Source organism: Mycobacterium asiaticum DSM 44297, from assembly GCF_000613245.1.
Lineage (GTDB): Bacteria > Actinomycetota > Actinomycetes > Mycobacteriales > Mycobacteriaceae > Mycobacterium > Mycobacterium asiaticum.
Window position 1 is genome coordinate 960211 of the sequence record NZ_HG964937.1, and the last position, 23872, is coordinate 984082.

The following is a 23872-nucleotide window of genomic DNA, read 5'->3' on the forward strand; positions in this document are numbered from 1 at the left end:
AGCAGGTGAAGCATGAAGCCACGTACCGTAATGGCGGTCGCGGGCGCTGCGATTTTGGTGGTGGGTTGTTCGACGCACCGAGTCGTCTCGCCACCCGCGGTGACGCGGCCGGTCGAGCCAACCACCGTGGCGCAGCTGTGCGATGCCCAGAAGTGGCCGCGGCCCGTTCCTGACGTGGTCGGGCGTCTCCTCTACCAGGTCAAGGACGGTTCGCTGGGCTGCTGGGACCATATCCGGGCGGTGGCCCCGGACGGGCACGACCCGCTCAGCCAACCGACGCGGCCCAGCCACGGCCAAGAGAAGGCTTATCGCATCAGCGCTGTCTCGCCCGCCGTTGGGACTCCGGTCGACCGCCACGGCATCGTGACGGTCGAGCTGGTCGAGGCCGATGCGTCGGCGCCATCGGGACTTCGGCCGTGTGACTGGGTGACCGCGGCGGAAGCAGCCGAGTCCTGGGCGGGTCGGTCACCGCGGAACCGTTGGGCGACCAGACCGGATCGGTCGATATCGCCTGCATCTACGACAAACCCGTCGACGTGGGGGACGGCGTGGAAATCGATCTACAAGTGCCCGGGGCGTTTCCCGTCGATGCTGCGAGCCAATTTGGGCTTGCGACGTCGTCTGGCGGCACCGGCGTCGACGGGATCGGCGTTCGGGCCGCCTGCGTCTACGAATCGACGACCACCCCACCGTCGACAACGCTGGTGGTGCTGCTCAACCGTGATCGGCTGTTTCGGGTCACCCAGGGCTATGCGTCCTGCAACACGCTGAAACGCTTCGCGCAGTTGGCAATTGGGCGCATTGGCTGACCACGCCTTTACTGCGAGCGCCGATGCAGCCAGACGAAATCATCAATGCCCGCCAGTTGCAGCATTATTCGGGATCGTATCGGCCAGGCACGCAGCGGCTGTGGGCCGGAGACGATCTCCGGCTTCTCCAACGCGAGGTTGCGACCTTTCCAGGTCAAAGTCCCCGATCCGGCGACGTTGATGTTGCGGTACCAGTCGGTGCCGGGCCCATAAGTCAACGGCAGCAGGAACCCGTCTCCGTAGCCGGTCACACCCACTGACGTCTGGTAGTTGCGGCCACTGCGCCGTCCGACGTGGGTGAGCAGGCCGACGGTCGATACTCGCGTTCCGGAAAACCGGCGTGTCAGCACGTTGTAGGTCTTGAGCAACCGCCGGAAAGCCCTGTGGGAGAGCAGCGATTCCCGACGCCGCCGAAACACCCGCAGCAACACCACCATCGAAAGCGGCAGGATCGCCAGCGCCGACCCGGCGGCGGCGATGCGGCTGAACCGCTTGTCGGGCAATGGGTTTGGCCTAGCCGAGGTCGAAGGAGTCCCGCGAGACCCGGAAGTAGTGCCCGCTGGCACTGTCGGTGCACTTCATGCCGGCCTGCTCGCTGCTCGCACAGGTGATGGAGCCGGCGGAGATCGTTTGCCCGTAGGCGAGTGCCGGCTCACCTGGCAGCTGCAAAGTGTCGCCGTGGCACTCGATGGCACCGGGTTTGCCGGGGCTCAGCGTGAACCGGCTGCCCCAGGCAATGTGCTGAGCGCACTCGGGAGGCGGTGGTGGGGTGTAGGTGTATTCGCGGATGTCGCAGGCGGCGCCGTCCGCGGCGATGATGCAGAAGATGTTGCCGGACGGCGATTGGAAATACTTGGAGTCCGCATGCGCGATTGCCGGCAGCGCAATGGTTGCTGCGGCGGCGGTGGTGATCAGCGCCAGCTGCATGATTCGCATCGCTTGGTCTTAGCACGCCAAGTGGTCGGTGGCGAGCGGTAACTTCCGCGAACCGAACCGCACTGCGAAAATGAGCGGCCGATTTCGCAGTGGGGTTCGGTTCGCGGAGGAGTGAGGGGCAGTGCGGCCCGGCCGGTTGTTACCATCGCGCGGTGAGCCGATTTTCCAGGCGCGACGTGCTGAAATGCGCCGCCGCGGCACCGGTGGTGCTGGCCGGCCTGGTCTCGGGTCCGCGCGCCGGTGCCGCCAACATCGCCGGGATGAGCGTGTTTCTCGACCCGGGCCACAACGGGGTTGCGGACGCGTCGATCAACCGACAGGTCCCCAATGGACGTGGCGGCACCAAGCCGTGCAACACCTCAGGCACCGCGGCCAACGACGGTTATCCCGAGCACGCGTTCACCTGGGAAGTCACCAACATGGTCGCCGCCAACCTGAATGGGATGGGCGTCAACACCCAGCTGTCCCGGAGTGACGACAGCTCGGCCGGACCGTGCATCGACGACCGCGCCGCGCACGCCAACAACGCGCACCCCGACGCGATCGTCAGCATCCACGCCGACGGCGGGCCAGCCTCCGGGCGGGGGTTCCATGTGAACTACTCCAGCCCGCCGCTCAATGCGTCGCAGTCCGGTCCGTCCCTGCAGCTCGCCGAGGCGATGCGCAGTGCGCTCATCGCCGCCGGGTTTCAGCCGTCCAACTATGTCGGCTCCGGCGGGCTCTACGGCCGCGCCGACCTGGCCGGGCTGAACTTCGCCGAATACCCGGCGGTGCTGGTGGAGCTCGGCAATATGAAGAACGCAGAAGACGCCGCTCTCATCGAGAGCCCGGATGGTCGGGCACGCTATGCCGCCGCGGTTACGCAGGGGATCGTCAACTATCTCCAAGCCAAGCCGGGCTAGCACCCGAAAGCTGGCCGCGGTCCTGGCAACCTTCGTTCTGGCGGCCACGATCGTCACATTCAGTGCTGTCTACACCCAGCGGCAAGCACCGACACCGTCCGCGAACCCCGCGCCAGGCAGAGCTACGCCACCGGTCAACCCGACCACCGACCTGGCCGCGGACTTCACTCAGTTGGCCGCCCGTCTGAACGCCCGGATCGGGCTGGCCATCACCGCCGTCGGCTCCGGGCAGCCGGTCACCGTGTGGGGGGACTGGGAGCAGGGACCGGCCTGGTCGACGATCAAGGTGCCCCTGGTGATCGCCGCCTACCGCGCGCAACATGTGATCACTGACCAAATGAAGGCCGCCATCATTGAATCCGATAACGCGGCGGCCGAAGCTCTGTGGCGGCAGTTGGGTGAACCGGCGACCGCGGCCGAGCAGGTGCAACACGTACTGCAGCAGACCGGCGATCCCACCATGGTCGAATCCCGAAGGCTGCGACCGGAATTCACCGCTTTCGGTCAGACTCAGTGGTCACTGGCCAATCAGGTGCGATTCACTGCCAACGCGGTCTGCAACCCGGCGAACGACCCGATCTTCTCGCTGATGGGCGAAGTCGAACCGCAACAGCGCTGGGGAATCGGCAACATCGCGGGCAGCCAGTTCAAGGGCGGTTGGGGTCCCTCACGGTCCGGTAATTACCTCGTCCGCCAACTCGGCTTGCTGACCGCTCCCGGCGGCCGGGTGGCCGTCGCCGTTGCGGCCGAGCCGGTCTCGGGATCCTTTGATGACGGCAGGGCCGCCCTCGACGCGGTCGCAGAGTGGCTGAACGCTAACAGCGGCCGGCTAGCCGCCGGCGGCTGCCCGGGAAACCCTTAGACATCCTGGCGACGTGCCGCATAATCCCTAACGGGAGGAGATGACGGTGTCAGCGGACGACCAGCGTGTCGGCACGACCTTCGGCAAATACACCATCACCGGCGTCCTTGGCAAAGGCGGCATGGGCGAGGTCTACGAGGCCTACGACAACCAGATCGGCCGGACCGTCGCCCTCAAAATCATCAAGGGTCAGTACGCCAACGATCGCAAATTTCGCACCCGCTTCGAGCGGGAATCCCACGCCGCGGCGACGTTGCAGGAGCCGCACGTCATCCCAATCCACGGCTTCGGTGAAATCGACGGCTCGCTGTTCATCGACATGCGCCTGGTCCGCGGCAATGACCTGGAAGCGTTGCTGGTCAGGGCGCCACTTGAGCCCGCGCGCGCCGTCGCCATCGTCACCCAGATCGCCGCGGCGCTGGACGCCGCCCACGCGGACGGGCTGGTGCACCGGGATGTCAAGCCGCAGAACATCCTCGTCACGCCCGCCGACTTCGCCTACCTCGTCGACTTCGGGATCGCCGAGGTGGTGGGCGAGAACACCCGGCTCACCGCGGCCAACATGCGCGTCGGCTCCTGGGCGTACATGGCGCCGGAACGGTTCACCGACAGCGACATCACCCCCGCCGCCGACGTCTACTCGCTGGCCTGCGTCCTTTACGAAGCGCTGACCGGGCAGCCGCCGTTTCCGGCCCAGACCCAGGGCGGGCTGGTCGCCGCGCACCTGTCGGCACCGCCGCCACGACCGAGCCTGACCAACCGAAGGGTTCCGCCGGCGCTGGACGAGGTCATTGCCCGCGGCATGGCCAAGGAACCCGACGACCGGTACGGCAGCGCCGGAGCGTTCGGCCGGGCGGCCGAACGGGCCCTGCGAAGCGGTGCCCGCACCGTGATCGACCCGGTCGAACACGCGCCGACGCAGGGCGCCTCGTGGCCACCCCCGCAACGACCGCCCATGCCGCCACCGCAGCAACAGGTCTATCCGCAGACCTTTCCGCCCTCGGGCCCGCAACCCGTGGTGTCGGCCGAGATGGCGGCCAAGCCGCGGCGGCGTTGGCTGGGGCCCACCCTCGTCGCGGTCTGCGCGGCGGTGGTGCTCGCGGTGATCGGCGCCGTCATCGGTCTGCTACCCGACTCGGATTCGCCCCCGCCAGTCGGGCCGTCGGCAACCGTCCCGCCGACGATCCCGCCGTACTCGGGTGAGTCATCCAGTGCGCCGGAGCCCCTGCCGTCGCGGCCGGTCAACGCCACGCCGCCGCTGGTCACCGGTCCCGATCAGAGCGCCGGCCATCAGAGCTGCGATCAGGGTTTTCAACTCAGCAACGCGACCGGGTTCGGGTCGCACGGCGGGCGGGGTCCCCGCAGACGTCCTGCTACTTCGCCAACACGGTGCTGCGCACGTACTGGAACACCTACGGCAACGCCACCGAGGGGATGCGGACGGTATCGGCGCCAGGCTCTGTCGACTGTTTCACCGTGCCCGGCGCGAACTGCGATCCGAAGAACGCCGCGAATTTCTTGATGGAATGCGCCGGTGACGGCGCCAACCCGTGGATCAGGTGCGTTGGCGGCAAGGACGCAGTGGTCTACCTCTGGTAGCCGCAAAGTGTTGCAGCAGTTGAGCTATCGAAGGGTCCGCTCATTGGCGAGGGTGAACCGCTGGTCGGGCTCGCGCTCCTCGGTGGCGACGGCGCTGATGTCTCTGTCGCTGCCCTCGAGCGACATCGTAGATTCGATCGGGTGCTCAAGGCGCTGTTATTTGACGTGCAAGGAACCGCGACGGACTTTCACTCGACGGTGTGCGATGAGGCCCGGCGGATCAGCGCCGGCCGGCACCCGGGAGTCGATTGGCCCGACGTGGTTCGGCGGTGGCGAGCGGAGTACTTCACGGCGCTGAACGCGGCGCCGGCCCGCTCGGGCACTTGGGTGTCGGTGCACACGGTGTACCGTCGCGCCCTCGACGCCATTCTCGATGACGCCGGGGCCGGCGACCTCTCCGCCGCCGAGCGCGAGGAGCTCACGCTGGCGTGGCAGCGGCTGCGACCGTGGCCGGACGCCATACCGGGACTTACCCGGCTCCGCACCCGGTACACCCTGGCGACCCTGTCGAACGCCGACGTGAGCGCGGTGGTCAACATCTCCAAGCGGGCGGGTCTGCCATGGGACGCCGTCTTCGCCGCGGAGATGGCCGGTGTGTTCAAGCCCGATCCGGCCGCGTACCGGATGGCCGCCACCTACCTCGGCCTGCAGCCCGGCGAAATCATGATGGTGGCCAGTCACAAGTACGACATCCGTGCGGCCGGTCGGCTCGGTTTCCAGACGGCCTTCGTGGCCCGGCCGCTGGAATTCGGTGCCTGTGCCACCGCGGATGTGGCCTATGAAGACGAGTTCGACATCAGCGCTTGTGATTTCGTCGATCTGGCCGATCAACTCGTACGCTGACCGTGTGCAATCCAAGGAACAACTGTGGAAGCAGCGCACCGAGTGGCCGCTCGCCCTGGTCGCCGTCGCCTTCCTTGCCATGTATTCGGTGCAGATACTCGGCAGGCCGCACGGACTCGAAGCGCGTGCGCTGTGGCTGTTGTGCTGGCTGGCGTGGGGCGTCTTCGTCGTCGACTACGTAGCTCGCCTGATCCTGGCCGAGAACCGTCGAGAATGGTTCCTGCTGCACCTCTTTGACCTCATCATGGTGGCGCTGCCATTCATGCGGCCGCTGCGGATGCTGCGGCTGCTGGTCCTGCTCGGCGTGCTGCAGAAGGCCGTCGGTCGCGCCGTCCGCGGTCAGATCCTCATCTACACGATCTCCGGGGTCATCCTGTTGGTGTACGCGGGATCGCTGGCGATCCTGGACGCCGAACGCGGGCAGCCCGGTGCCACCATCGACTCCTTCGGCAAGGCACTGTGGTGGTCCATCACCACGGTGACCACTGTCGGCTACGGCAACCTGTATCCGGTGACCGTCACCGGCCGGGTGGTCGCGGCGCTGCTGATGATCGGTGGCATCAGCCTGGTGGGTGTGGTGACGGCGTCGCTGGCGTCGTGGATCGTGCAGCGGGTCTCGGACGCCGACACCGAGAATCAGGCCGCGACGGCCAAGCAAATCGAGGAGTTGCGCGCCGAGATCCGAGCGCTGGCCGATCAACTGCGGCAGCCGGAGGCCGGCCGCCGCTAGTTGCGTGAGCAGTCCCCCGCAAGCGGGAAGCACGCACCCGCACGCTCGGCGTCGGGTGCTTTCGCGTCTGCTCAAGGGGGCCTACTCCAGCGCTCCTCCGAGGGTCTCCGGCAGCACGTAGGTACACACCAAACTCACTGCCACCAACACTGCCAGCATCAGCCCGATCGACCAGCTGCCGTAGCGATCGCTGAGCGGGTCGGCGAGCAACGGCGGCAGCGCCCCGCCCACAATGCCGGCCACATTGATCGCCAGCCCGGCGCCGGTATAGCGGTGCGACGTGCTGAACAGTTCGGGCACGAAGGACGCCATCGGGGCGTAGGTGAATGCGGCGATGCTGTACGTCCCAACAATCGCGGCCGCGAACAACACCGGCCGGTCGGTGTCGATCAGCGCAATCACGACGAACGACCATGGCAGGCCGAGTGCCCATCCAGACAGGATCACCGGGCGGCGCCCGACCCGGTCACACAAGATCGCCGACAGCGGCACGACCGCCGTCCACGCCAGGCCGCCCAGCAATCCTGCGCACAGGATGACATTGCGCGACAACCCCAGATGGCTGTGTGCGTAACTGGTCAGATAGGTGCCGGCCATGAACACGAATGCGTAGAGCGCCACGAAGCTGCCCGACGCCAGCGCCACCCGCGCCGGCTGCTGGCGCAGCACCTCGGCCAGCGGCACCCGTGGACGCACCGTTTGCCTTGCGAAGACCGGTGTTTCGTCGATGACGAGACGCACGTACAACGCGATGGCGACCAATAAGCCGCTCAGCAGAAACGGCACCCGCCATCCCCAGTTGAGGAACGCCGCACTCTTTTCGCCGACGGTGGCGTTGACGATCAGAAAAGTCAGGCTGGTGAGCAAAGTGGCGATGCCAGCACCCACCGCCGTGAACATGCCGTAGCTGCCACGGCGGTGGGCCGGCGCGAATTCGGCTGCCAGCAAGGCCGACCCCGCCCACTCGCCGCCGACGGCGAACCCCTGCAACAGTCGCAGGACCAACACGATCAGCGGCGCGGCTATCCCGATCGTCGCCGCTCCGGGCGTCAGGCCCACCGCAACCGTGCACAGGCCCATGATCAGCATGGTGGCCACCAGCGTCGCCTTGCGACCGAGGCGATCACCGAAGTGTCCGAACACCGCGCCGCCGACCGGCCGGGACACGAACGCCGCGGCGAAGGTGCCCATGGCAGCGATCGTCCCCAGCGTCGGGCTGAGCTCAGGGAAGAAGACGTTGGGGAAGACCAACGCCGCGGCCGTGCCGTAGATGTAGAAGTCGTAGAACTCGACGGTGGTGCCCACCATGCAGGCGAACGCGATCCGCTTGACGCTGACTGGATTGGCCACGCGCGAGTGTAGGCACAGTTGCGGCATTCTCACCGACCCGGCCCGTGATACGTTGCCGACAATGCGACGTCGTCTCACCGATTTCCACCACGTCCTGCAGCCCGCGGTGCGCCTGCGCGAACAAGCCGAGGCACTGGGCGAATACGTCGGCGGCGGTGACACCGTTCTCGACGTCGGTTGCGGCACCGGTTATCTCTCGCATTACCTCCGGGACATGTACGGCGCGGTGCCGACCGGGATCGACGTGAAAGACCTTCGTGTCACCGAGATTTCATTCGCCGAATTCGACGGCCGCACGATTCCCTTCCCGGACGGTTCATTTGATCACGTGATCCTCAGCGAGGTGCTGCACCACAGCCATGATCCGATCGCCCTGATCGCCGATTGCCGCCGAGTCGCGCGCCGTCGCATCATCGTTTTCGAAGACATGCCCGACGGGTTGCTCGGTAAGGCCGCACTCTACGCCCACATGCAGGCCTTCGCGCTGTACCACCATTACCCGTTCCGCCCCGCCGGCCTGGAGGAGTATCGCAAGGCGTTGGTCTGGCTGGGCACCAATACCGCTTGCGTGGCCCGCGTTCCGCAGCCCCCCATTTGGACGGTCTACCCGCGCGAGCTGCTCGTCTACGAGCTTCCCGCTACGGACTGACCCTTAATCGAGCGCCGGACTCAATTCGTTCCTGCAGCAGGGAGTCTGCTCAGCGGGCCGTCCAGGCCACCGGCAAGCTCTTGATGCCGTGAATGAACTGGGACAGCAGCCGCGCCGGTTCCGCGGTTGCGGTGATGTCGGGTATTTCGCGGCGTAACTCGTCGAACACCACCCGGATCTCGCGACGCGCCAGGTTGGCCCCGAGGCAGAAATGGGCACCGCCGCCGCCGAAGCCGACGTGCGGATTGGGGTTGCGCGCGACATCGAAGGTCCAGGGGTCGGCGAATTTCGACTCGTCGCGGTTGGCCGAGCAGTACCACAGCGTAACCTTGTCGCCCTCAGCCATTTTGGTGCCGCTCAGTTCGAAATCGCGGGTGAGCGTGCGGCGCATATAGATCACCGGTGAGGCCCAGCGCACGATCTCCTCACCGGCGCTGTGCGCCAGGCCGTCGAAGTCCGCCCACCATTTCTCGCGCTGCTCGGGATAGCGCGACAACGCCAGCACGCCGTGGCTGATCGCGTTGCGGGTGGTCTCGTTGCCGGCCACCACCAACAGGATGAAGAACATTGCGATCTCCGAGGAGGACAGCCGCTCGCCGTTCACCTCGGCTTCCACCAGCGCCGTCGTCAAATCGTCGTGGTGGTTTGAGCGGCGGTCCTCGGCCAGCGCCGTGGCGTAGGCGCCGATATCCATCGACACCTTGGCGAATTCCTCGAAATCGGTGGCGAGATCGGGGTCGCCGAAGCCGAGAATCACGTTGGTCCAGTGGAATACCCGCTGATGATCCGCTTCGGGAATGCCCATCATGTCGCAGATGACTTGCAGCGGCAGCGGTCCGGCGAGTTCGCTGACCAGATCGGCGCGCCCGTCGGGATGGTTGGCAATCATCGATGTGACCAGCCGGTGTGCCCGCTCCCGCACCGACGACTCGATGCGTTCCACCACCTTTGGCGTGAACGCTCTGCTGACGATAGACCGCAGTCGCTGGTGGCGCGGATCGTCCATGACGATCATCGAGCCGAAATATTCGGCCAGTTCCGGTGTCTGGTCGCTGATCACGATGTTCGGGCTGGAGCTGAACACCTCGGGGTGGCGGCTGGCGAAGTGCACGTCATCGAGACGGGTCAGCGCCCAGTGCCCGTCGCCCGCTGTGAACCCTTCGATTTCGATCGCGGGCCAGAAGGAGATCGGTGCTTCCCGCCGCAGGGTGGCGAAGGCACCGTCCCGGTAATCATCGTCGAGGGCCCAGAAATCCAATGAGCCCAACGCAATATCGGCCAGCGGGATATCGGGCGGCGGGGTGCCGTTCACCCGGGGCGCAAGTGCCGTCGGGATCTCGGTGTGGGACTTGAGATTCATCCGGTCCTCCTATGCCCGCGGCACCCGGCTCAGTGCGAGCAAACCGCCTTACCCGGTGTCCCAGTCGAATGCGCGTCGTTCACCACGTTGCCGTCAAGAATGATCTTGCAGGCGATGGTGCCCTGTCCTTGCGCGGACAGGACGAACACCTGCCCGCCGAACGCCTGGAATTCCGTGGACCACGGCAGCGGCACATTCACCGCCCGTTGCTGACCGTTCTGGGTCTGGAACGAGATGTATTCAGCGACGCCTGGACCGCTGACCTCGTAGCGGACCTGCGGGAACTGACCGGGCAAGGGAACGGCGCTGGCCACACCGCTGGTGGCCGCAAAGGCGGTGCCGATGGCAAGCAGGATAGAAGCTGCGCGACAAGTGGTCATGTTTGTTCATGTTGTCACCACGCAGGGGCGAATACGAGACCCTTTTGACACGGAACTTAGGGTGAACGCGGGACTGGTCTGAGCTGGAGGTGCAGATGACGCAACCGGTTGTAGCCGGCGAACCCAAGACAGTGGTGGTGTGGGGCACCGGATTCGTGGGTCGAATGGTGATTCCCGAGATACTCAAACACCCGCTGTTCGAGTTGGTTGGGGTCGGAGAGCAACCCGGACAAGGTCGGCCGCGACGTCGGCGAAATCTGCGGGCTACCCGAACCGACCGGGATCACCGCCACCGACGACGTGGATGCCCTGATCGCGCTCAAGCCCGACGCACTGGTCCATTACGGGCCGACTGCGATGCACGCCAAGGACAACATCTCGTTGATCACCCGTTTCCTGCGGGCCGGGATCGATGTCTGTTCGACTGCGATGACGCCGTGGATCTGGCCGACCATGCACCTGAACCCACCGAACTGGATCGAACCCATCACGCAGGCCGCCGAACTGGGGGAGGCGTCCTGCTTCACCACCGGCATCGACCCGGGTTTTGCTAACGACCTGTTTCCGATGACGTTGATGGGCCTGTGCTCCGAAGTCCGCAAGGTGCGAGCCTCCGAATTGCTGGACTACACCAACTATGAGGGTGATTACGAGCGGGAGATGGGCATTGGGCGGGAGCCGGAGTACAGCCCGATGCTGGAAAACAGCGATGTGCTGATCTTCGCCTGGGGCGCGACGGTGCCGATGATCGCTCATGCCGCGGGCATCATGCTGGACGAGATGACCACGACGTGGGACAAGTGGGTCACCCCCACTGACCGCAAATCCGCGAAGGGCGTTATCAAGGCGGGCAACGTGGCCGCCGTCCGGTTCACCATCAATGGGCTCTATCAAGGTGAGACCCGAATCCAGCTCGAGCACGTGAACCGCATCGGGCTCGACGCCGCGCCCGACTGGCCGACCGGCAACGACAACGACGTCTACCGGGTGGATATCGAAGGGACACCGAGCATTTCGCAGGAGACGGCCTTTCGGTTCACGGACGGCTCGGGCCGGGACGCCGCCGCGGCCGGATGCCTGGCAACCGGGCTGCGGGCCCTCAACGCGGTCCCGGCGGTCAACGCTCTTTCCCCAGGTTGGGTGACAGCCCTGGACCTACCGCTCATCCCCGGCGCAGGGACCATTCGCTGACCAGCGCAAACATGGTCGGGGAGAGATCTTGATACAGCTGGCGCTCAGCTGAGTCAGAGCTACGCTATAGCTTTCACCGAAAAGCTGGATAAAACCTAGAGACATAGGGCGTTAGCCCCGGGGATTGGACCTGGATGGCAGATGGAGCTAGGCCCGCGCTGGGCCTGTCGATCGGTGCCACGAACCTGGCCGCCGTAACGGCCGACCACGCCATCACCCGTAAGCCCGTGCTGACCCTGTACCGGCAGCGGCCGCCCGAAGTCGGTATCCCCTCGGAGAACCCCCGACTCGACGAGCCGGGACTGGTCATCACCGACTTCGTGGAGCGGGTCGGCGACCACGTCGGCATTGTGGCGACCGACGGCTCCATGCACCGCAGCGAGGCGCTGGTCGCCGACGGCCTACGCGCGCTGGCGTATGCGGCGACGGGAGGACGTGCTCTGCCCGAAAGTGTCGCGGTGACCTATCCGGCGCACTGGTCGCCACTTGCGGTCGACGCGCTGGGTGGTGCGCTGAGCCGCGTGTCCGAATGGTCGCATGGCGCCAAGCCGCTGTCGCTGCTCCCAGACGCCGCCGCCGCACTCTTCGCCGTCCGCGCCAACCCGGGGATACCGGCGCGCGGCATTGTGGCCGTCTGCGACTTCGGGGGCAGCGGGACCAGCCTCACCCTGGTCGATGTCAGCGGTGAGTACCAGCCGGTCGCCCCTACCGTTCGGCACCACGACTTCTCCGGCGATCTCATCGACCAGTCGCTGCTGACCTACGTCATGTCCGAAATGCCGGGGACCGGTTCGTTCGATCCGTCCGGGACCGCGGCGATCGGCTCGCTCACCCGGTTACGCGCCGCCTGCCGCACCGCCAAGGAACGGCTCTCCTCGACCACCGTCACCACCCTGGCCGAAGAGGTCCCGGGCGTCCGCGGTGACATCCGGTTGACCCGCAACGAGCTCGAGGAAACGATCCGCCCCGCCTTGGACGGAGTCCTGCTTTCTTTGGAACAGTTGTTGCAGCGCAACGGGATTCATGGACTCGTCGCGATTGCGACGGTAGGTGGTGGCGCCAACATACCGGCGGTTACCACCTCGCTGTCCGGGCGGTTTGGGGTGCCAGTGATCACGACGCCGCGACCGCAACTCACCGCGGCAATCGGCGGTGCGTTGCGTGCCGCCCGCGGTCCAGGTGACAACAGCGCGACGACGCTCACGCCGGCCGCTGTTGCCGCGACCGCTGCGGCCGCGGCGGCTCCGGCCGCGGCCGTGGGTGCGGCGTACCCAGACTTTCCCGCCGACCCTCCGGCCCCGACGATGGAGCCAGCGCTGGCGTGGTCGGAGGCCGAGGACGAAAGCCGCGCGCTGCCGGTCGCGGCGTCCGGCGAGCACGGTGAGCACGGTGGTTCGGGCCTGACTTCGGCCCGCCCGCAGATGAAGTTCGAGCGCGAAGACCGGCCGAAAGCCGAACGCAAGTCCCCACCGATCCCTTGGTACCGCCTGCCGGCGGTGATCATCATCAGCACCGCCGTCGCCGTGCTGTTGGTCGGGACCGCGATCGCGATCGGCTTGAGCTCCGCAAACAAGCATGGGACGAACTCACCGCGAGTGAACACGGTGCCCGCTACGCCGTCCAGCGCGGCCAGCCCGCCGCCCTCGTCGCCCGCGCCGACGCCAACCGAGACCGATAGCATCAGTCCCGAACCGGCGCCATCGTCGGAGCCGCCACCGCAGCCGTCGACGCAGGAACCTCCGCCGCCGCCGCGGCGGACCACTCAGGCGCCCCCGCCGCAACAACCCACCGAGACGCAGCAAACCCAGCAGCCGTCGCCGCCGTCGCCGCCTTCGAGTCCACCACCGGTGCCATCCACGCCGCCGCCGCTACCCACGACGCCGCCGCAGTTACCGCAGCTACCGCAACTGCCGGGGCAGAACAACCCGCAGAACCCGCTACCGCAACTGCCGCAGATCCCCGGGCTCCCGCAGTTACCGGGTAACGGCCCGGCCGTTCCCGGACCGCCTTAACGGCGCTACCGCTCGGCTTTGTGCTGTTCGCGGTCTTCTTTGGTCGCCTTGATGATCTCTTGGTTGAACTCTTTGTCTTTCTCGAGATTCTCTTTGACTCGCTCTTCGGCTTCCTGATTCAGCTGCTCGATCGACTTGTCGCGGTCTCCGGCGTTTTCGTCGGCCGCTGCGGCGCGGGCGCTCTCGTTCTTGGTGCCACCCTTCTCGGTGTCCTCGCTGCCGCTTTCAGCTTTGGCAGAGGCCTTCTCGCTCGGGTCATCTTGCTGTGAATCGGCTTGCTGCGAGTCGTCTTTCGCGCTGTCAGCCTTGTCCGATTCGGAGTTCGATTGGGAGTCCGATCCGGTGCCCGAGTCGTCGTTGCCCTTTTCCTTCTTGGCTTGGGCAGCCGGAGAATCCTCGTCCTCGGCGAACTTCGGATTGCCGTCGTCGTCGAGCCAGTCGTTGACCGCGGTGCCGGCGATGGTCTTACCCGACCCGGGCATCACCAGAGTGGGACGGTCCTCGTAGGCCGTCATCATCTCTTGAGCCTTTTCTTTGTGCTCTTCGTCAGGCTCGGGCTTCTCGGTCTGGTTGGCACCGCTGGGCGTGCCCTCAGCTTTGGAGTCGTCCTTGGCTTCGGAGTCGTCCTTAGCTTCGGAGTCGTCCTTTGGTTTCGAGTCGTCCTTTGGTTTCGAGTCGTCCTTCGGCGCCTCGGCAGTGTCCACGCCGCCGCCGGCGTCCTTGGCGTCCTTGTCCGCCGAATCGTCGTGCGCGCTCATGCTGACTGGCCCCCTATGGAGTTGCTGTGCGACCGACCCGTCCAGTGGTTACCCACTGAAGCGTCGCTCCGAACCTCCGGCTATCGCGAACCGCGTTTTACCAGCACAAGCGCGGCGAGGGGAATGCGCATCGGTTCCGGCGCGTGGGCCAGCCGATCGGCCACGGCGGCCTCGAGTGCCCGCACGAAATCGCTTGCCCGCGGATCAGCGATGCCGCCGTCCAGTCCGGCCGTCAGCGTCGGGAAAAGTGCGGCACGCGCGAACGCTGCCCACTGTGCACCGAAAGCGTCCGCGTCTGAATCCGATTGGTAGCGGGCCCAGAACCTGTCGTCGGCGTTGAACATGTCGAGATGATCGATCGTCAGGCCCTCGAACCAACCACGGGGGGAGAAGGGAGCGCGAAAGTCCTTCTCGGTACGAGCGATCACGGGGATCACCATGCGCTCCACCTCCTCGCCGCCCACCAGCCCCCGATCGGCCAAATCATGCAGCGCCGTCATCAATGCCTCGTTGAGCGGCCGGTACCCGAATTCACCGTCGTCATCCAGAGCCATGGTCAACACCACCAACCGACCACCGGGACACAACTCGCGTCCCCGATAGGCCACGAAGTCGTTCCAGTCGATCGCCGACTGGTGCTCGTAGGTTTTGCGGGCCGCGACGTTCGTGCTGTAGGCCACCTGCACGTGGTCGGTGAACTGCGGAGCGTCGGCGGGAACCCGACTGAGCCATTGAATCGCCCACGAGGTCCAGCCGAGGTTGACCGCGCCGGTCGGCAGGATCTGGTCGTAGAAGGAACGGCCCACCGCGGACGTGAAAGTCGCCGGATCGTTGTTCAGGTAGCTGTCCGGGTCGTCGGATAGGGTGCGGAACAGGGCGGTGAAGTCGTTTTCCGGCACGTCTGTGTGCGTCATCAGGATCGGGTGGTCATGTCGGGTCCGGGACCGCAATACTCCGACCGCGGTGGCCATCGGCTTGAGCGAGTTGTGGCCCGTGGCAGCGCCGTAGTCGGCGACCACGATCGGTTGCGGCGGTCTGGGCAGCGGCACTTGGTGCGCGGCGTGCTCGAACAACGCTACTGCGGGCAACAGCCCGGCGGCCTGCAGGCGCGACGATTGCGTGTAGGTCCCGCTTTCCATCGGCTCCGGCCGAACCACGATGCTGGATTCGGGCAGCCGCATGCCGGGTTCAGCTCTGCGCCGGGAAACTGACACCGGTGAGCCGCTCCGAAATCTCCCAAAGCCGTTGACAGTCAGCATCGTTGGCGGCGCGCGCCGGCACTTTCGCCTCGGTGACCCCGCCACCGGCGGCCTCATAAAAGCCCTTCGGGCCGTAGTACGCTCCGCCCTCGGCCTGTGGTGTGACGGCGGCATACAACGCGGGCAGGATGCCCTCGTCGATCTCCTGCCAAAGGAAGGGGGCAAAACGCCAAGAGGCGGTGTAGAACCGCTGCATGACCGCCGGCTTCTCTCGGCCATGCGACGGGCCGCTGATCTGCAGATTGGTCTTGGTCAGGCCGGGGTGTGCCGCGTTGGAGACGATGCCCCAGCCGGCCTGGCGGCTGCGCCGGTCCAGTTCGCGGGCGAACATCAACACCGCCAGCTTCGATTGTCCGTAGGCGGACATCGACGAGTAGGACTTCTCGAACTGCAGGTCGTCGAAGTGGATGCGGCCGCGGCGGGCGGCAAGGCTGCTCAACGAGACCACCCGCGCGCTTTTCGCCGCGCGCAGCAGCGGCAGCAGATGCCCGGTCAGTGCGAAATGCCCGAGATGGTTGCTGCCGAATTGCAGTTCGAAACCGTCCGAGGTGGTGTCCCGTTCCGGCGGGGTCATCACGCCGGCGTTGTTGATCAGAATGTCAATCGGGCGACCGTCGGCGTTCAGCTGTTCACCCAGGGCCGCCACGGATGCCAGCGACGAGAGGTCCAACGGCCGGATGGTCAGCTTCGCGTCGGGCACCGAGGACCGGATCTGCTCGATGGCGGCCTCACCCTTGGCGCGATTACGAATCGCCATTACCACGTCGGCGCCGGCCGCCGAAAGTCGTTTGGCCAGCCCGAGTCCCAGGCCGCTGTTGGATCCGGTTACCACGGCCACCTTGCCGGACAGATCCGGCACCGTGGCGATCAGATTGTGGGCCATGCGTCGGCTCCTTTCCGGGTCCCTCGCACTTCGGTCGGAACCAGTGTCCTCCGTCCCACTGGTTCCCGCTCATCGCCCCACGAATATCAGCTTGCGGAGATGGACTGTCTCGGTGTTCGACACGTGACACACTGCGTGCATGAACAGCAGACGGGTCGCCAAGATGTCGCTGGCGCTGGCCATTCTGATGCTTGTGGTGGCGGTCGTCGGATTCATCGTGACCCTGGTGCTCAACGCGTTTTTCTTGGACAAATACAACGCCTACGGCGAGGTGCCCATCCCCGGATCGGGCAGCGTGCACCTGCCGGCCGGAGATGCGACCGTCAGCCTGCACACCCTGGTCATCGGTTCCGATGGCGGCCTGCCGGTGCCGCCGCTTCGCATTTCCATCACGCCGCCCGAAGGGGTGCCGCAGCCGGAATTGGTGGAAAGCATCGGCGGCACAACGACCGTCAACAATGACGCCCACGTACGGGTGTGGAACGTGCACGTGCCACAGGAGGCCGACTTCAACGTCGCCACCGACGGGCAGGTCAATGGATACATCAATCCGCGACTCGCCTTCGGCCACAAGAGTTCCCACGGTGATCTGGTCTGGGTGTTCGTGGCCCTTTTTGTGATCAGCCTCATCGATGTGTTCCTGTCGGTGGTGTGGCTGAGTCGCGCCAAGCGGGCGGCCATACCCGCGGCGGCGGCGCCCGGCACCTATGTGGTGCCGCCGCCGGTCTATCGGTCGCAGACGGCCTACGAACCGGGCGATCAGGGTGTCAGGTTGGAACGACTGAAAACCCTTGCCGCGCTGCGGGATTCCGGGGCACTGAGTGAGCAGGAGTTCGAGACGGAGAAGCGTCGCATCTTGGACGGGATGTAGCCTGTAGCGGCACCTAGTGCCCGCGGGCCACCCATTCCTCGTAGTGCACGATCTCCTCGCCGACGGTGGTGCTGTCACCGTGGCCGGTGTGCACGACGGTGTCGCCGGGCAGCTTCCCGAGGCGCTCAGAGATCGACTGCAGGATCGTCGGGAAGTCGGAGTAGGAGCGTCCGGTGGCGCCCGGTCCACCTGAGAAGAGTGTGTCGCCGCTGAACACCACCCCGAGGTCGTGCACATACCAGCAGACCGATCCCGGAGAGTGGCCGGGCGTGTGCAGCGCGCGTAATTCGGTCCCGGCGATCTTCAACGTCTCGCCGTCGCCGATCGATCGAAACTCCTTGTCCGGATGCGTCATTCGCCACAGCACCTCGTCGGCGGGATGTAGCAGCACGGGCGCGTCAAGCGTCTCACCGAGTTCGGGAGCCACCGTGACGTGGTCGTTGTGCCCGTGAGTGCACACCACCGCGACCACATGGCGGCCGGCGACGGCTTCGACGATCGGATCGGCTTCGTGGGCGGCGTCGAACACCACCACGTTGGAATTGTCACCGATCAGCCAGATGTTGTTGTCGACTTCCCAACTGCCGCCGTCGAGTTCGAAGGTGCCGTGGGTGACTACCCGGTCGATGGCGACCATTACAGCACCACCACCGAACGCAGCACCTTGCCGTCGTGCATCTTGTGGAACGCCTCCTCGATGTCGTCCAGGCCGATCCGCTCGGAGACGAACTTGTCCAGCGGCAGCCGACCCTGCAGGTACAGGTCGATCAGGGTGGGGAAGTCCCGCTCGGGCAGGCAGTCGCCGTACCACGACGACTTCAGCGCCCCGCCGTGCGAGAAGAAGTCGACCAGCGGCATGTCCAGCCGCATGTCGGGTGTCGGCACCCCGACCAACACCACGGTGCCTGCGAGGTCGCGGGCGTAAAACGCCTGCTTCCAGGTTTCCGGCCGGCCGACCGCGTCGATGACGACGTTCACGCCGAACCCGTCGGTCAGGTCCTGAATCGTCTCCACGAGGTCTTTTTCCGAGTGAAGCTCGGAACTATTGATGGTATGGGTGGCACCGAAATTGCGTGCCCAGTCCAGCTTGGTGTTGTCGGTGTCGACCGCGATGATCTTGCGCGCCCCCACCAGCGCGGAACCGGCGATCGCGGCGTCACCGACACCGCCGCAGCCGATCACCGCGACGGTGTCGTCGCGGGTGACGCCGCCGGTGTTGATGGCCGCTCCGATCCCGGCCATCACCCCGCAGCCGAGCAGGCCGGCCACGGCGGGATCGGCTTCAGGGTTGACCTTGGTGCACTGACCGGATGCCACCAGCGTCTTGTCGGCGAACGCCCCGATGCCCAGGGCAGGAGTGAGTTCGGTGCCATCGGTCAGCGTCATCTTCTGTTCGGCGTTGAAGGTGTCGAAGCACAGGTGCGGCCGGCCACGCTTGCACGCCCGGCACTGCCCGCAGACCGCCCGCCAGTTCAGGATCACAAAGTCGCCCGGCTCGACGTTGGTGACGCCTGGCCCGACCGCCTCAACGGTGCCCGCGGCCTCGTGGCCGAGCAGGAACGGGTAGTCGTCGTTGATGCCGCCCTCGCGGTAGGTCAGGTCGGTGTGGCAGACACCGCACGCGATGATGTCGACGACGGCCTCGCCGGGCCCGGGGTCGGGGATGACGATGTCGACCACCTCGACGGGCTGGCCTTTGGACCGTGAAATCACGCCGCGCACTGTCTGACTCATGGTTTCAACCTAGTGTTCGGGGCGGTGAGCCGCGCGGCCGGCCGGTGTAGCGTCGCTGACCATGACGACAACCGAGTCGGCTACCGAAAGTACCGAGGAATTCAGCGCCCGGATCGTGGGCGCGATCGACTGCGCCAGCCTGGTGCTGTTGTTGAGCATTGGGCATCAGACCGGTCTGTTTGACACGATGGCCGGGTTGCCGCCGTCGACCAGCGCGCAGATCGCCGAGGCCGCCGGCCTGAACGAGCGCTACGTGCGCGAGTGGCTGGGCGGCGTGACCACGGGGCACGTCGTCGACTACGACGCCGACACGGGCACTTACACCCTGCCGGCCTACCGGGCGCAGGCGATCACCCGCGCCGCGGGGCCCAACAACCTCGCGGTGGTGGCGCAGTTTCTGCCGCTGCTCGGCAACGTCGAGCAGAAGATCGTCGGCTGCTTCCGGGAGGGCGGCGGGCTGCCGTACAGCGAATACCCGCGCTTCCACCAGTTGATGGCCGAGGAGAGTGGCGCGATTTTCGACGCGTCGCTTGTCGACGTCGTGCTGCCGCTCGTCGACGGACTTCCGGAGCGGTTGCGGTCTGGCGCCGACGTCGCCGACTTCGGCTGCGGTAGCGGTCACGCCGTCAACGTGATGGCGCAGGCGTTTCCGGACAGCCGCTTCACCGGCATCGACTTCTCCGAGGAAGCCATCGCGACGGGTGGGCGGGAGGCTGTTGCACTTGGTCTGACCAACGCCATCTTCGAGCGCGCCAACCTGGCAGAGCTGGACAAGGATGGCGCGTATGACGTAATCACCGTCTTCGACGCGATTCACGATCAGGCGCAACCGGCCCGGGTGCTGGCCAACATCCACCGTGCGCTGCGCCCCGGCGGGGTGCTGTTGATGGCCGACATCAAGGCGTCGAGCCGACTCGAAGAGAACGTCGACCGGCCGATGAGCACCTATCTGTACACCACCTCGCTGATGCATTGCATGACGGTGTCGCTGGCGCTGGACGGCGCCGGACTGGGCACGGCGTGGGGCACACAGCTGGCCACCGCGATGCTGGCCGAGGCCGGGTTTGCGAACGTGCGGGTGGCCGAGATCGAGTCCGACCCGCTGAACAACTACTACATCGCCACCAAGTGATGGGTGTGCTCTCCGGACTTGGCGACTGGCCGGTACCCAACGTCGCCGCGGCCGTCGTCGGGCCGGACGGAGTGCGGGCCAGCCACGGCGACACCGGGCACCCGTTCGCGTTGGCGTCGGTCACCAAGCCGATCGTCGCCCGGGCCGCCCAAATCGCTATCGAGGAAGGCGTCGTCGACCTCGACACCGAGGCCGGGCCCGCCGGGTCCACGATCCGCCACCTGCTGGCCCACGCGTCGGGACTGGCCATGTCATCCAACGACACGCTGGCCCGGCCCGGCACCCGCCGGATGTATTCGAACTACGGCTTCACCGTGCTCGCCGAAACGATCGAGCGCGAGTCGGGAATCGAGTTCGGTCGCTATCTGGCCGAGGCGGTGTGTGAGCCGCTGGGCATGACCGATACGTCGCTCGAGGGCGGGACCGCCGCCGCCGGATTCGGGGTGACCTCGACGGTTGCTGACCTCGCTGCGTTCGCCGGGGATCTGCTGCGGCCGACGACGGTGTCGACGCAGATGCACGACAACGCGACGACCGTGCAGTTCCCCGGGCTCAACGGCGTGCTACCCGGCTACGGAGTGCAGCGGCCCAACGACTGGGGGCTGGGCTTCGAGCTGCGGGATGGGAAGTCCCCGCACTGGACCGGGGCTAGCAATTCCGCCCGGACCTACGGGCATTTCGGCCAGTCAGGCGGCTTCCTCTGGGTGGATCCGCAAGCCGATCTGGCCTTGGTGGTGCTCACCGACCGTGATTTCGGTGAGTGGGCGTTGGACCTCTGGCCTGCGGTATCGGACCGAGTCATCGGCGCGCAGTGACCGGGAAAAACACACACTAGCGCAACACCGGTATCACAAGGCACAATAGACACGCAGGACACATAAATATCAGCAAGTATCTCGCTCGTCGGGTTCACCAGGTCGTTGGGGAAGACGTCCCTCGTGGAACCGAAGGAGCAAAAGATGCGTGCGTCGAATCAGTTTGCCGACGTGACCGGCGGTGTGGTGTACGTCCACGCCTCCCCAGCGGCGGTATGCCCGCATGTCGAGTGGGCGTTGTCGTCGACCCTGCAAGCCAAGGCGAACTTGGTGTGGACCCCGCAGCCGGCCATGCCCGGGCAGTTGCGCGCGGTCACCAACTGGGTGGGTCCCGTCGGGACGGGTGCCCGGTTGGCGAACGCGTTGCGCTCATGGTCGGTCTTGCGGTTTGAAGTCACCGAGGATCCCAGCCCCGGCGTGGACGGCCAGCGGTTCAGTCACACTCCGCAGCTGGGGCTGTGGAGCGGTGCGATGAGCGCCAACGGCGACATCATGGTGGGGGAGATGCGGTTGCGCCGGCTGATGGCTCAGGGCGCCGATACCCTTGCCGCCGAATTGGATTCGGTGCTAGGCACGGCGTGGGACGAGGCGCTCGAGGTGTATCGCGACGGCGGCGACGCCGGCGAGGTGACCTGGCTGAGCCGCGGCGTCGGCTAGGTCCCGCGAGCAGACGCGAAAGCCCCCGCACGCCCGGCGTGTCGGGGGCTTTCGCGTCTCCTCGGCCTAATCGGTGAGGAACGGGTTGAGTATCGGCGGGATGATTTCGTTGCCGGTCACCCCGGTGAACCGGACAAACATCTGTGCCGGAATGTTGAGGGCTTGGTAGACGCCGGCGCCGATCCAGGAGACCGGTACCTGCAAGAATTCCGGCACTGAATGGATGATGCCGGCTATCGGCTCGTATGCCAGGTAGGGGATCGACGAGACGAGCGTGCGCGCCGTCAGGTTGATGTTGGTTGCGATGTCGGGATAGCCCTGCGCGGCGAAATCGGCGGTGACCACACTGAACAGGTTGGGGTCGGGATTCACATAAGTGCCGGCGAAGACAGGGCTGGTCAGTGGCGCGCCCTGCATATACCCCGGCTGCGGGAGGTAGAACTGATCGAGAATCGTCGGCGTCGAACTGACGATCTGCCATGAGTTATTGATGTACCCGTCGTACATATCGTTGAAGGCCTGGTCGAAGATCACGAATGAGGCTGTCTCAATGGGTGATTGGAAGCCGTGCGTGATGCCGCCCGGTTGCGGGGGTCCTAGTTCGCCATGGTCGGTGACGACCATCACGGAGAATTGCTCGCCGGGGTTTTCGAACTCCCACTGTGCCACCGCACCCAACAGGCCGCCACCGCCGACTGTGTGGTAACCGAGATTGGCATCCATGTTCCGCAGCGCGGCCGCGTACTGCGGCGAATCACCGCCGAAGGCATGCGCGTTGACGTCGGGGCCGGTGAAGTACGCGAAGATCAAATTGCTCTTGAGAGGATCGGCCAGGCCAATCGCGTCTATCGCCTTTTCAGCTACCAGATTTGACGTGAGTTCCCAGCTTGCATCGCCCGGGACCTGCGGAACGAATTCGTAGTGATCGGCCGGGTTCGAGCCGGCTGCAGCGATGTCGGTGATGACCTTCCAGTCCGCGATGACCGTCGTGTTGACGGCGTCGCCGTAGGCGTTCTCGAGGTGGTTGTAGACGGTCGGCCAGTCGTCATATGTCCAGGGGGTGAAGATGTTATTGGTCACCCCAGTCGTCTCGCCCCACACACCGGTCTGAATGGTCGTCCACGACGGGTTGGAGATGGTGGTGTGCCCGACGATCGTCGACGCGGACGTAACGCTCTGCTCCATCAGAGCGCGGAAGTGCAAGTTGGCGGGATCGGCAAGGACCCTGCTGAGATTCGTTCCGTCCGTTCCGATCAGCAGGAAGTTTGCGTCCGGGGTCGCCAAGGCCCACGCTGCGGCCTCCTGCGGGGTCGCAAACATGACCGGGAGGAAGGTGCCGGCGTCACCGGTCCCGCCCGGGCTGCCGAAGAAGGACAACGCGCGTCCGCCGATTCCACCGGCGCCCGCCGCAACGGTTCCGACGGGGTACACGTTGCCGCCGAATCCCCCGGTGCCACCGGCTCCCCCGTTACCCAGCAACCATCCACCGGTGCCGCCGGCGCCGCCCACGCCGCCGCGCAGACCGCCGGCGCCGCCCGTGCCGCCGTTGCCGATCAAACCGGCATTGCCACCGCGGCCACCTGCTTGCCCAGCGCCACCCGATCCGCCCGTGCCGCCGTTGCCCCACAGGATCCCGCCGTCCCCACCGGCCTGCCCCGTGCCGGCCACGCCGTTGGTCCCGTCACCGATCAATGGCCGCCCCAACAGGAAGTTCGTCGGCGCATTGATCACGTCGAGAACGGGCTGCAGCGGGCCGGCGCTGGCCGCCTCGGCGGCGGCATAGGCCCCGCTGGCGGCGCTCAATGCCCGCACGAATTGCTGATACGACGCCTCTACCCGCGCACTGAACGTCTGGTAGTCCAGCGCGTGGCCGGAAAACAGCGATGCGATCGCCTCTGATACTTCGTCCGCCGCGGCGGCCATCACTGTGCTGGTCGGAGCCAGCGCCGCCAGGTTTGCCCCCCCGATCGAGGAGCCGATGCCCGACGCATTTGCTGCGGCTGCCGAAATCAGATCGGGTGCGGCAATTAGTTGCAACATCGCGGGCCTCTCACCTGGAAGAGATTCTGACCATCGGAAGATGTGACCGGCTCATAATTGCACGGTTTCGCGGATTTGCAGCAAATCCTCGATGAGGTTT

23 protein-coding genes and 1 pseudogene are annotated in these 23872 nt (G+C 66.0%); 13 read left to right on the forward strand and 11 right to left on the reverse strand.

The genetic code is table 11. From position 1 onward, the window contains the following. Positions 1 to 479 precede the first annotated feature (479 nt). The gene (locus BN972_RS14835) at positions 480 to 809 is read left to right on the forward strand and encodes a hypothetical protein (protein WP_036359193.1); all 330 of its coding nucleotides are present in this window, start codon (positions 480 to 482) and stop codon (positions 807 to 809) included. Positions 810 to 817: 8 nt separating this feature from the next. Here BN972_RS14835 and BN972_RS29560 read toward each other — a convergent pair whose 3' ends face one another. Both BN972_RS29560 and BN972_RS14845 read right to left on the reverse strand, forming a co-directional pair. Continuing rightward, positions 818 to 1312, reverse strand: coding sequence for a PNPOx family protein (locus tag BN972_RS29560; RefSeq protein WP_051545477.1), 495 nt, complete (start codon positions 1310 to 1312; stop codon positions 818 to 820). Positions 1313 to 1322: 10 nt separating this feature from the next. Continuing rightward, a complete protein-coding gene (locus tag BN972_RS14845) occupies positions 1323 to 1745 on the reverse strand; it encodes a DUF6636 domain-containing protein (protein ID WP_036359197.1) in 423 nt (140 codons plus the stop codon). Between the two features lie 152 nt (positions 1746 to 1897). Here BN972_RS14845 and BN972_RS14850 point away from each other — a divergent pair, with 152 nt between their 5' ends. The 5 genes from BN972_RS14850 (at position 1898) to BN972_RS14870 (ending at position 6681) form a co-directional block, all read left to right on the forward strand. Further along, a complete protein-coding gene (locus tag BN972_RS14850) occupies positions 1898 to 2647 on the forward strand; it encodes an Rv3717 family N-acetylmuramoyl-L-alanine amidase (protein WP_036359200.1) in 750 nt (249 codons plus the stop codon). Continuing rightward, positions 2577 to 3509, forward strand: a complete 933-nt coding sequence (locus tag BN972_RS14855; RefSeq protein ID WP_142277136.1) for a serine hydrolase — start codon at positions 2577 to 2579, stop codon at positions 3507 to 3509. The genes BN972_RS14850 and BN972_RS14855 overlap by 71 nt, the downstream gene beginning before the upstream one ends. 46 nt (positions 3510 to 3555) lie before the next feature. Further along, positions 3556 to 5031: a protein kinase domain-containing protein gene (locus BN972_RS14860; protein WP_455709860.1), complete on the forward strand. Its 1476-nt coding sequence runs from the start codon at positions 3556 to 3558 to the stop codon at positions 5029 to 5031. A gap of 218 nt (positions 5032 to 5249) precedes the next feature. Next, a complete protein-coding gene (locus BN972_RS14865; RefSeq protein ID WP_036359205.1) occupies positions 5250 to 5951 on the forward strand; it encodes a haloacid dehalogenase type II in 702 nt (233 codons plus the stop codon). 4 nt (positions 5952 to 5955) lie between these two features. After that, positions 5956 to 6681 (forward strand): potassium channel family protein, encoded by a 726-nt coding sequence (locus tag BN972_RS14870; protein WP_036360925.1) that lies wholly within the window; start codon positions 5956 to 5958, stop codon positions 6679 to 6681. An 81-nt stretch (positions 6682 to 6762) separates the two neighbouring features. Here the strand turns inward: BN972_RS14870 and BN972_RS14875 are convergent, their stop codons facing one another. Next, a complete protein-coding gene (locus BN972_RS14875; RefSeq protein WP_051545479.1) occupies positions 6763 to 8058 on the reverse strand; it encodes an MFS transporter in 1296 nt (431 codons plus the stop codon). Between BN972_RS14875 and BN972_RS14880 the strand changes: the two genes are divergently transcribed. Beyond that, positions 7988 to 8680 carry a class I SAM-dependent methyltransferase gene (locus BN972_RS14880; protein ID WP_235192462.1) on the forward strand — a complete coding sequence of 231 codons (693 nt, stop codon included), beginning with the start codon at positions 7988 to 7990 and terminating at the stop codon, positions 8678 to 8680. The two genes, BN972_RS14875 and BN972_RS14880, sit on opposite strands and share 71 nt — an antisense overlap. 49 nt (positions 8681 to 8729) lie before the next feature. On the opposite strand, the gene BN972_RS14885 is transcribed toward BN972_RS14880, so the two are convergent. After that, positions 8730 to 10040, reverse strand: coding sequence for a cytochrome P450 (locus tag BN972_RS14885; RefSeq protein ID WP_036359211.1), 1311 nt, complete (start codon positions 10038 to 10040; stop codon positions 8730 to 8732). Between the two features lie 29 nt (positions 10041 to 10069). Then, positions 10070 to 10420, reverse strand: coding sequence for an MmpS family transport accessory protein (locus tag BN972_RS14890; RefSeq protein WP_036359214.1), 351 nt, complete (start codon positions 10418 to 10420; stop codon positions 10070 to 10072). A gap of 95 nt (positions 10421 to 10515) precedes the next feature. On the opposite strand from BN972_RS14890, the pseudogene BN972_RS14895 reads away from it, so the two are divergent. Both BN972_RS14895 and BN972_RS14900 read left to right on the forward strand, forming a co-directional pair. Next, a pseudogene (locus BN972_RS14895) lies at positions 10516 to 11611 on the forward strand (NAD(P)H-dependent amine dehydrogenase family protein). Between the two features lie 134 nt (positions 11612 to 11745). Further along, positions 11746 to 13623: an Hsp70 family protein gene (locus tag BN972_RS14900; protein WP_036359216.1), complete on the forward strand. Its 1878-nt coding sequence runs from the start codon at positions 11746 to 11748 to the stop codon at positions 13621 to 13623. Between the two features lie 5 nt (positions 13624 to 13628). On the opposite strand, the gene BN972_RS30460 is transcribed toward BN972_RS14900, so the two are convergent. The 3 genes from BN972_RS30460 to BN972_RS14915 form a co-directional block, all read right to left on the reverse strand. Next, complete coding sequence (locus BN972_RS30460) at positions 13629 to 14381, reverse strand: hypothetical protein (RefSeq protein ID WP_036359219.1); 753 nt, start codon at positions 14379 to 14381, stop codon at positions 13629 to 13631. An 80-nt stretch (positions 14382 to 14461) separates the two neighbouring features. Beyond that, complete coding sequence (locus tag BN972_RS14910; RefSeq protein WP_036359221.1) at positions 14462 to 15562, reverse strand: class I SAM-dependent methyltransferase; 1101 nt, start codon at positions 15560 to 15562, stop codon at positions 14462 to 14464. A 7-nt stretch (positions 15563 to 15569) separates the two neighbouring features. Next, positions 15570 to 16523, reverse strand: coding sequence for an SDR family oxidoreductase (locus BN972_RS14915; RefSeq protein ID WP_036359224.1), 954 nt, complete (start codon positions 16521 to 16523; stop codon positions 15570 to 15572). Between the two features lie 139 nt (positions 16524 to 16662). Between BN972_RS14915 and BN972_RS14920 the strand changes: the two genes are divergently transcribed. Continuing rightward, the gene (locus BN972_RS14920) at positions 16663 to 17394 is read left to right on the forward strand and encodes an SHOCT domain-containing protein (RefSeq protein ID WP_036359227.1); all 732 of its coding nucleotides are present in this window, start codon (positions 16663 to 16665) and stop codon (positions 17392 to 17394) included. Positions 17395 to 17407: 13 nt separating this feature from the next. Here BN972_RS14920 and BN972_RS14925 read toward each other — a convergent pair whose 3' ends face one another. Then, a complete protein-coding gene (locus tag BN972_RS14925; protein WP_036359230.1) occupies positions 17408 to 18031 on the reverse strand; it encodes an MBL fold metallo-hydrolase in 624 nt (207 codons plus the stop codon). Then, the gene (locus BN972_RS14930) at positions 18031 to 19128 is read right to left on the reverse strand and encodes an S-(hydroxymethyl)mycothiol dehydrogenase (RefSeq protein ID WP_036359233.1); all 1098 of its coding nucleotides are present in this window, start codon (positions 19126 to 19128) and stop codon (positions 18031 to 18033) included. The genes BN972_RS14925 and BN972_RS14930 overlap by 1 nt, the downstream gene beginning before the upstream one ends. A gap of 61 nt (positions 19129 to 19189) precedes the next feature. On the opposite strand from BN972_RS14930, the gene BN972_RS14935 reads away from it, so the two are divergent. The 3 genes from BN972_RS14935 (at position 19190) to BN972_RS14945 (ending at position 21732) form a co-directional block, all read left to right on the forward strand. Then, positions 19190 to 20260, forward strand: coding sequence for a class I SAM-dependent methyltransferase (locus BN972_RS14935; RefSeq protein WP_036359236.1), 1071 nt, complete (start codon positions 19190 to 19192; stop codon positions 20258 to 20260). Next, a complete protein-coding gene (locus BN972_RS14940) occupies positions 20260 to 21075 on the forward strand; it encodes a serine hydrolase domain-containing protein (protein ID WP_036359239.1) in 816 nt (271 codons plus the stop codon). The genes BN972_RS14935 and BN972_RS14940 overlap by 1 nt, the downstream gene beginning before the upstream one ends. 144 nt (positions 21076 to 21219) lie before the next feature. Beyond that, on the forward strand, positions 21220 to 21732 hold the full coding sequence (locus tag BN972_RS14945) for a DUF3145 domain-containing protein (RefSeq protein WP_036360928.1): 513 nt from the start codon (positions 21220 to 21222) through the stop codon (positions 21730 to 21732). A gap of 66 nt (positions 21733 to 21798) precedes the next feature. Here BN972_RS14945 and BN972_RS27755 read toward each other — a convergent pair whose 3' ends face one another. Next, the gene (locus tag BN972_RS27755) at positions 21799 to 23772 is read right to left on the reverse strand and encodes a PE domain-containing protein (RefSeq protein WP_051545481.1); all 1974 of its coding nucleotides are present in this window, start codon (positions 23770 to 23772) and stop codon (positions 21799 to 21801) included. Between the last annotated feature and the right edge of the window lie 100 nt (positions 23773 to 23872).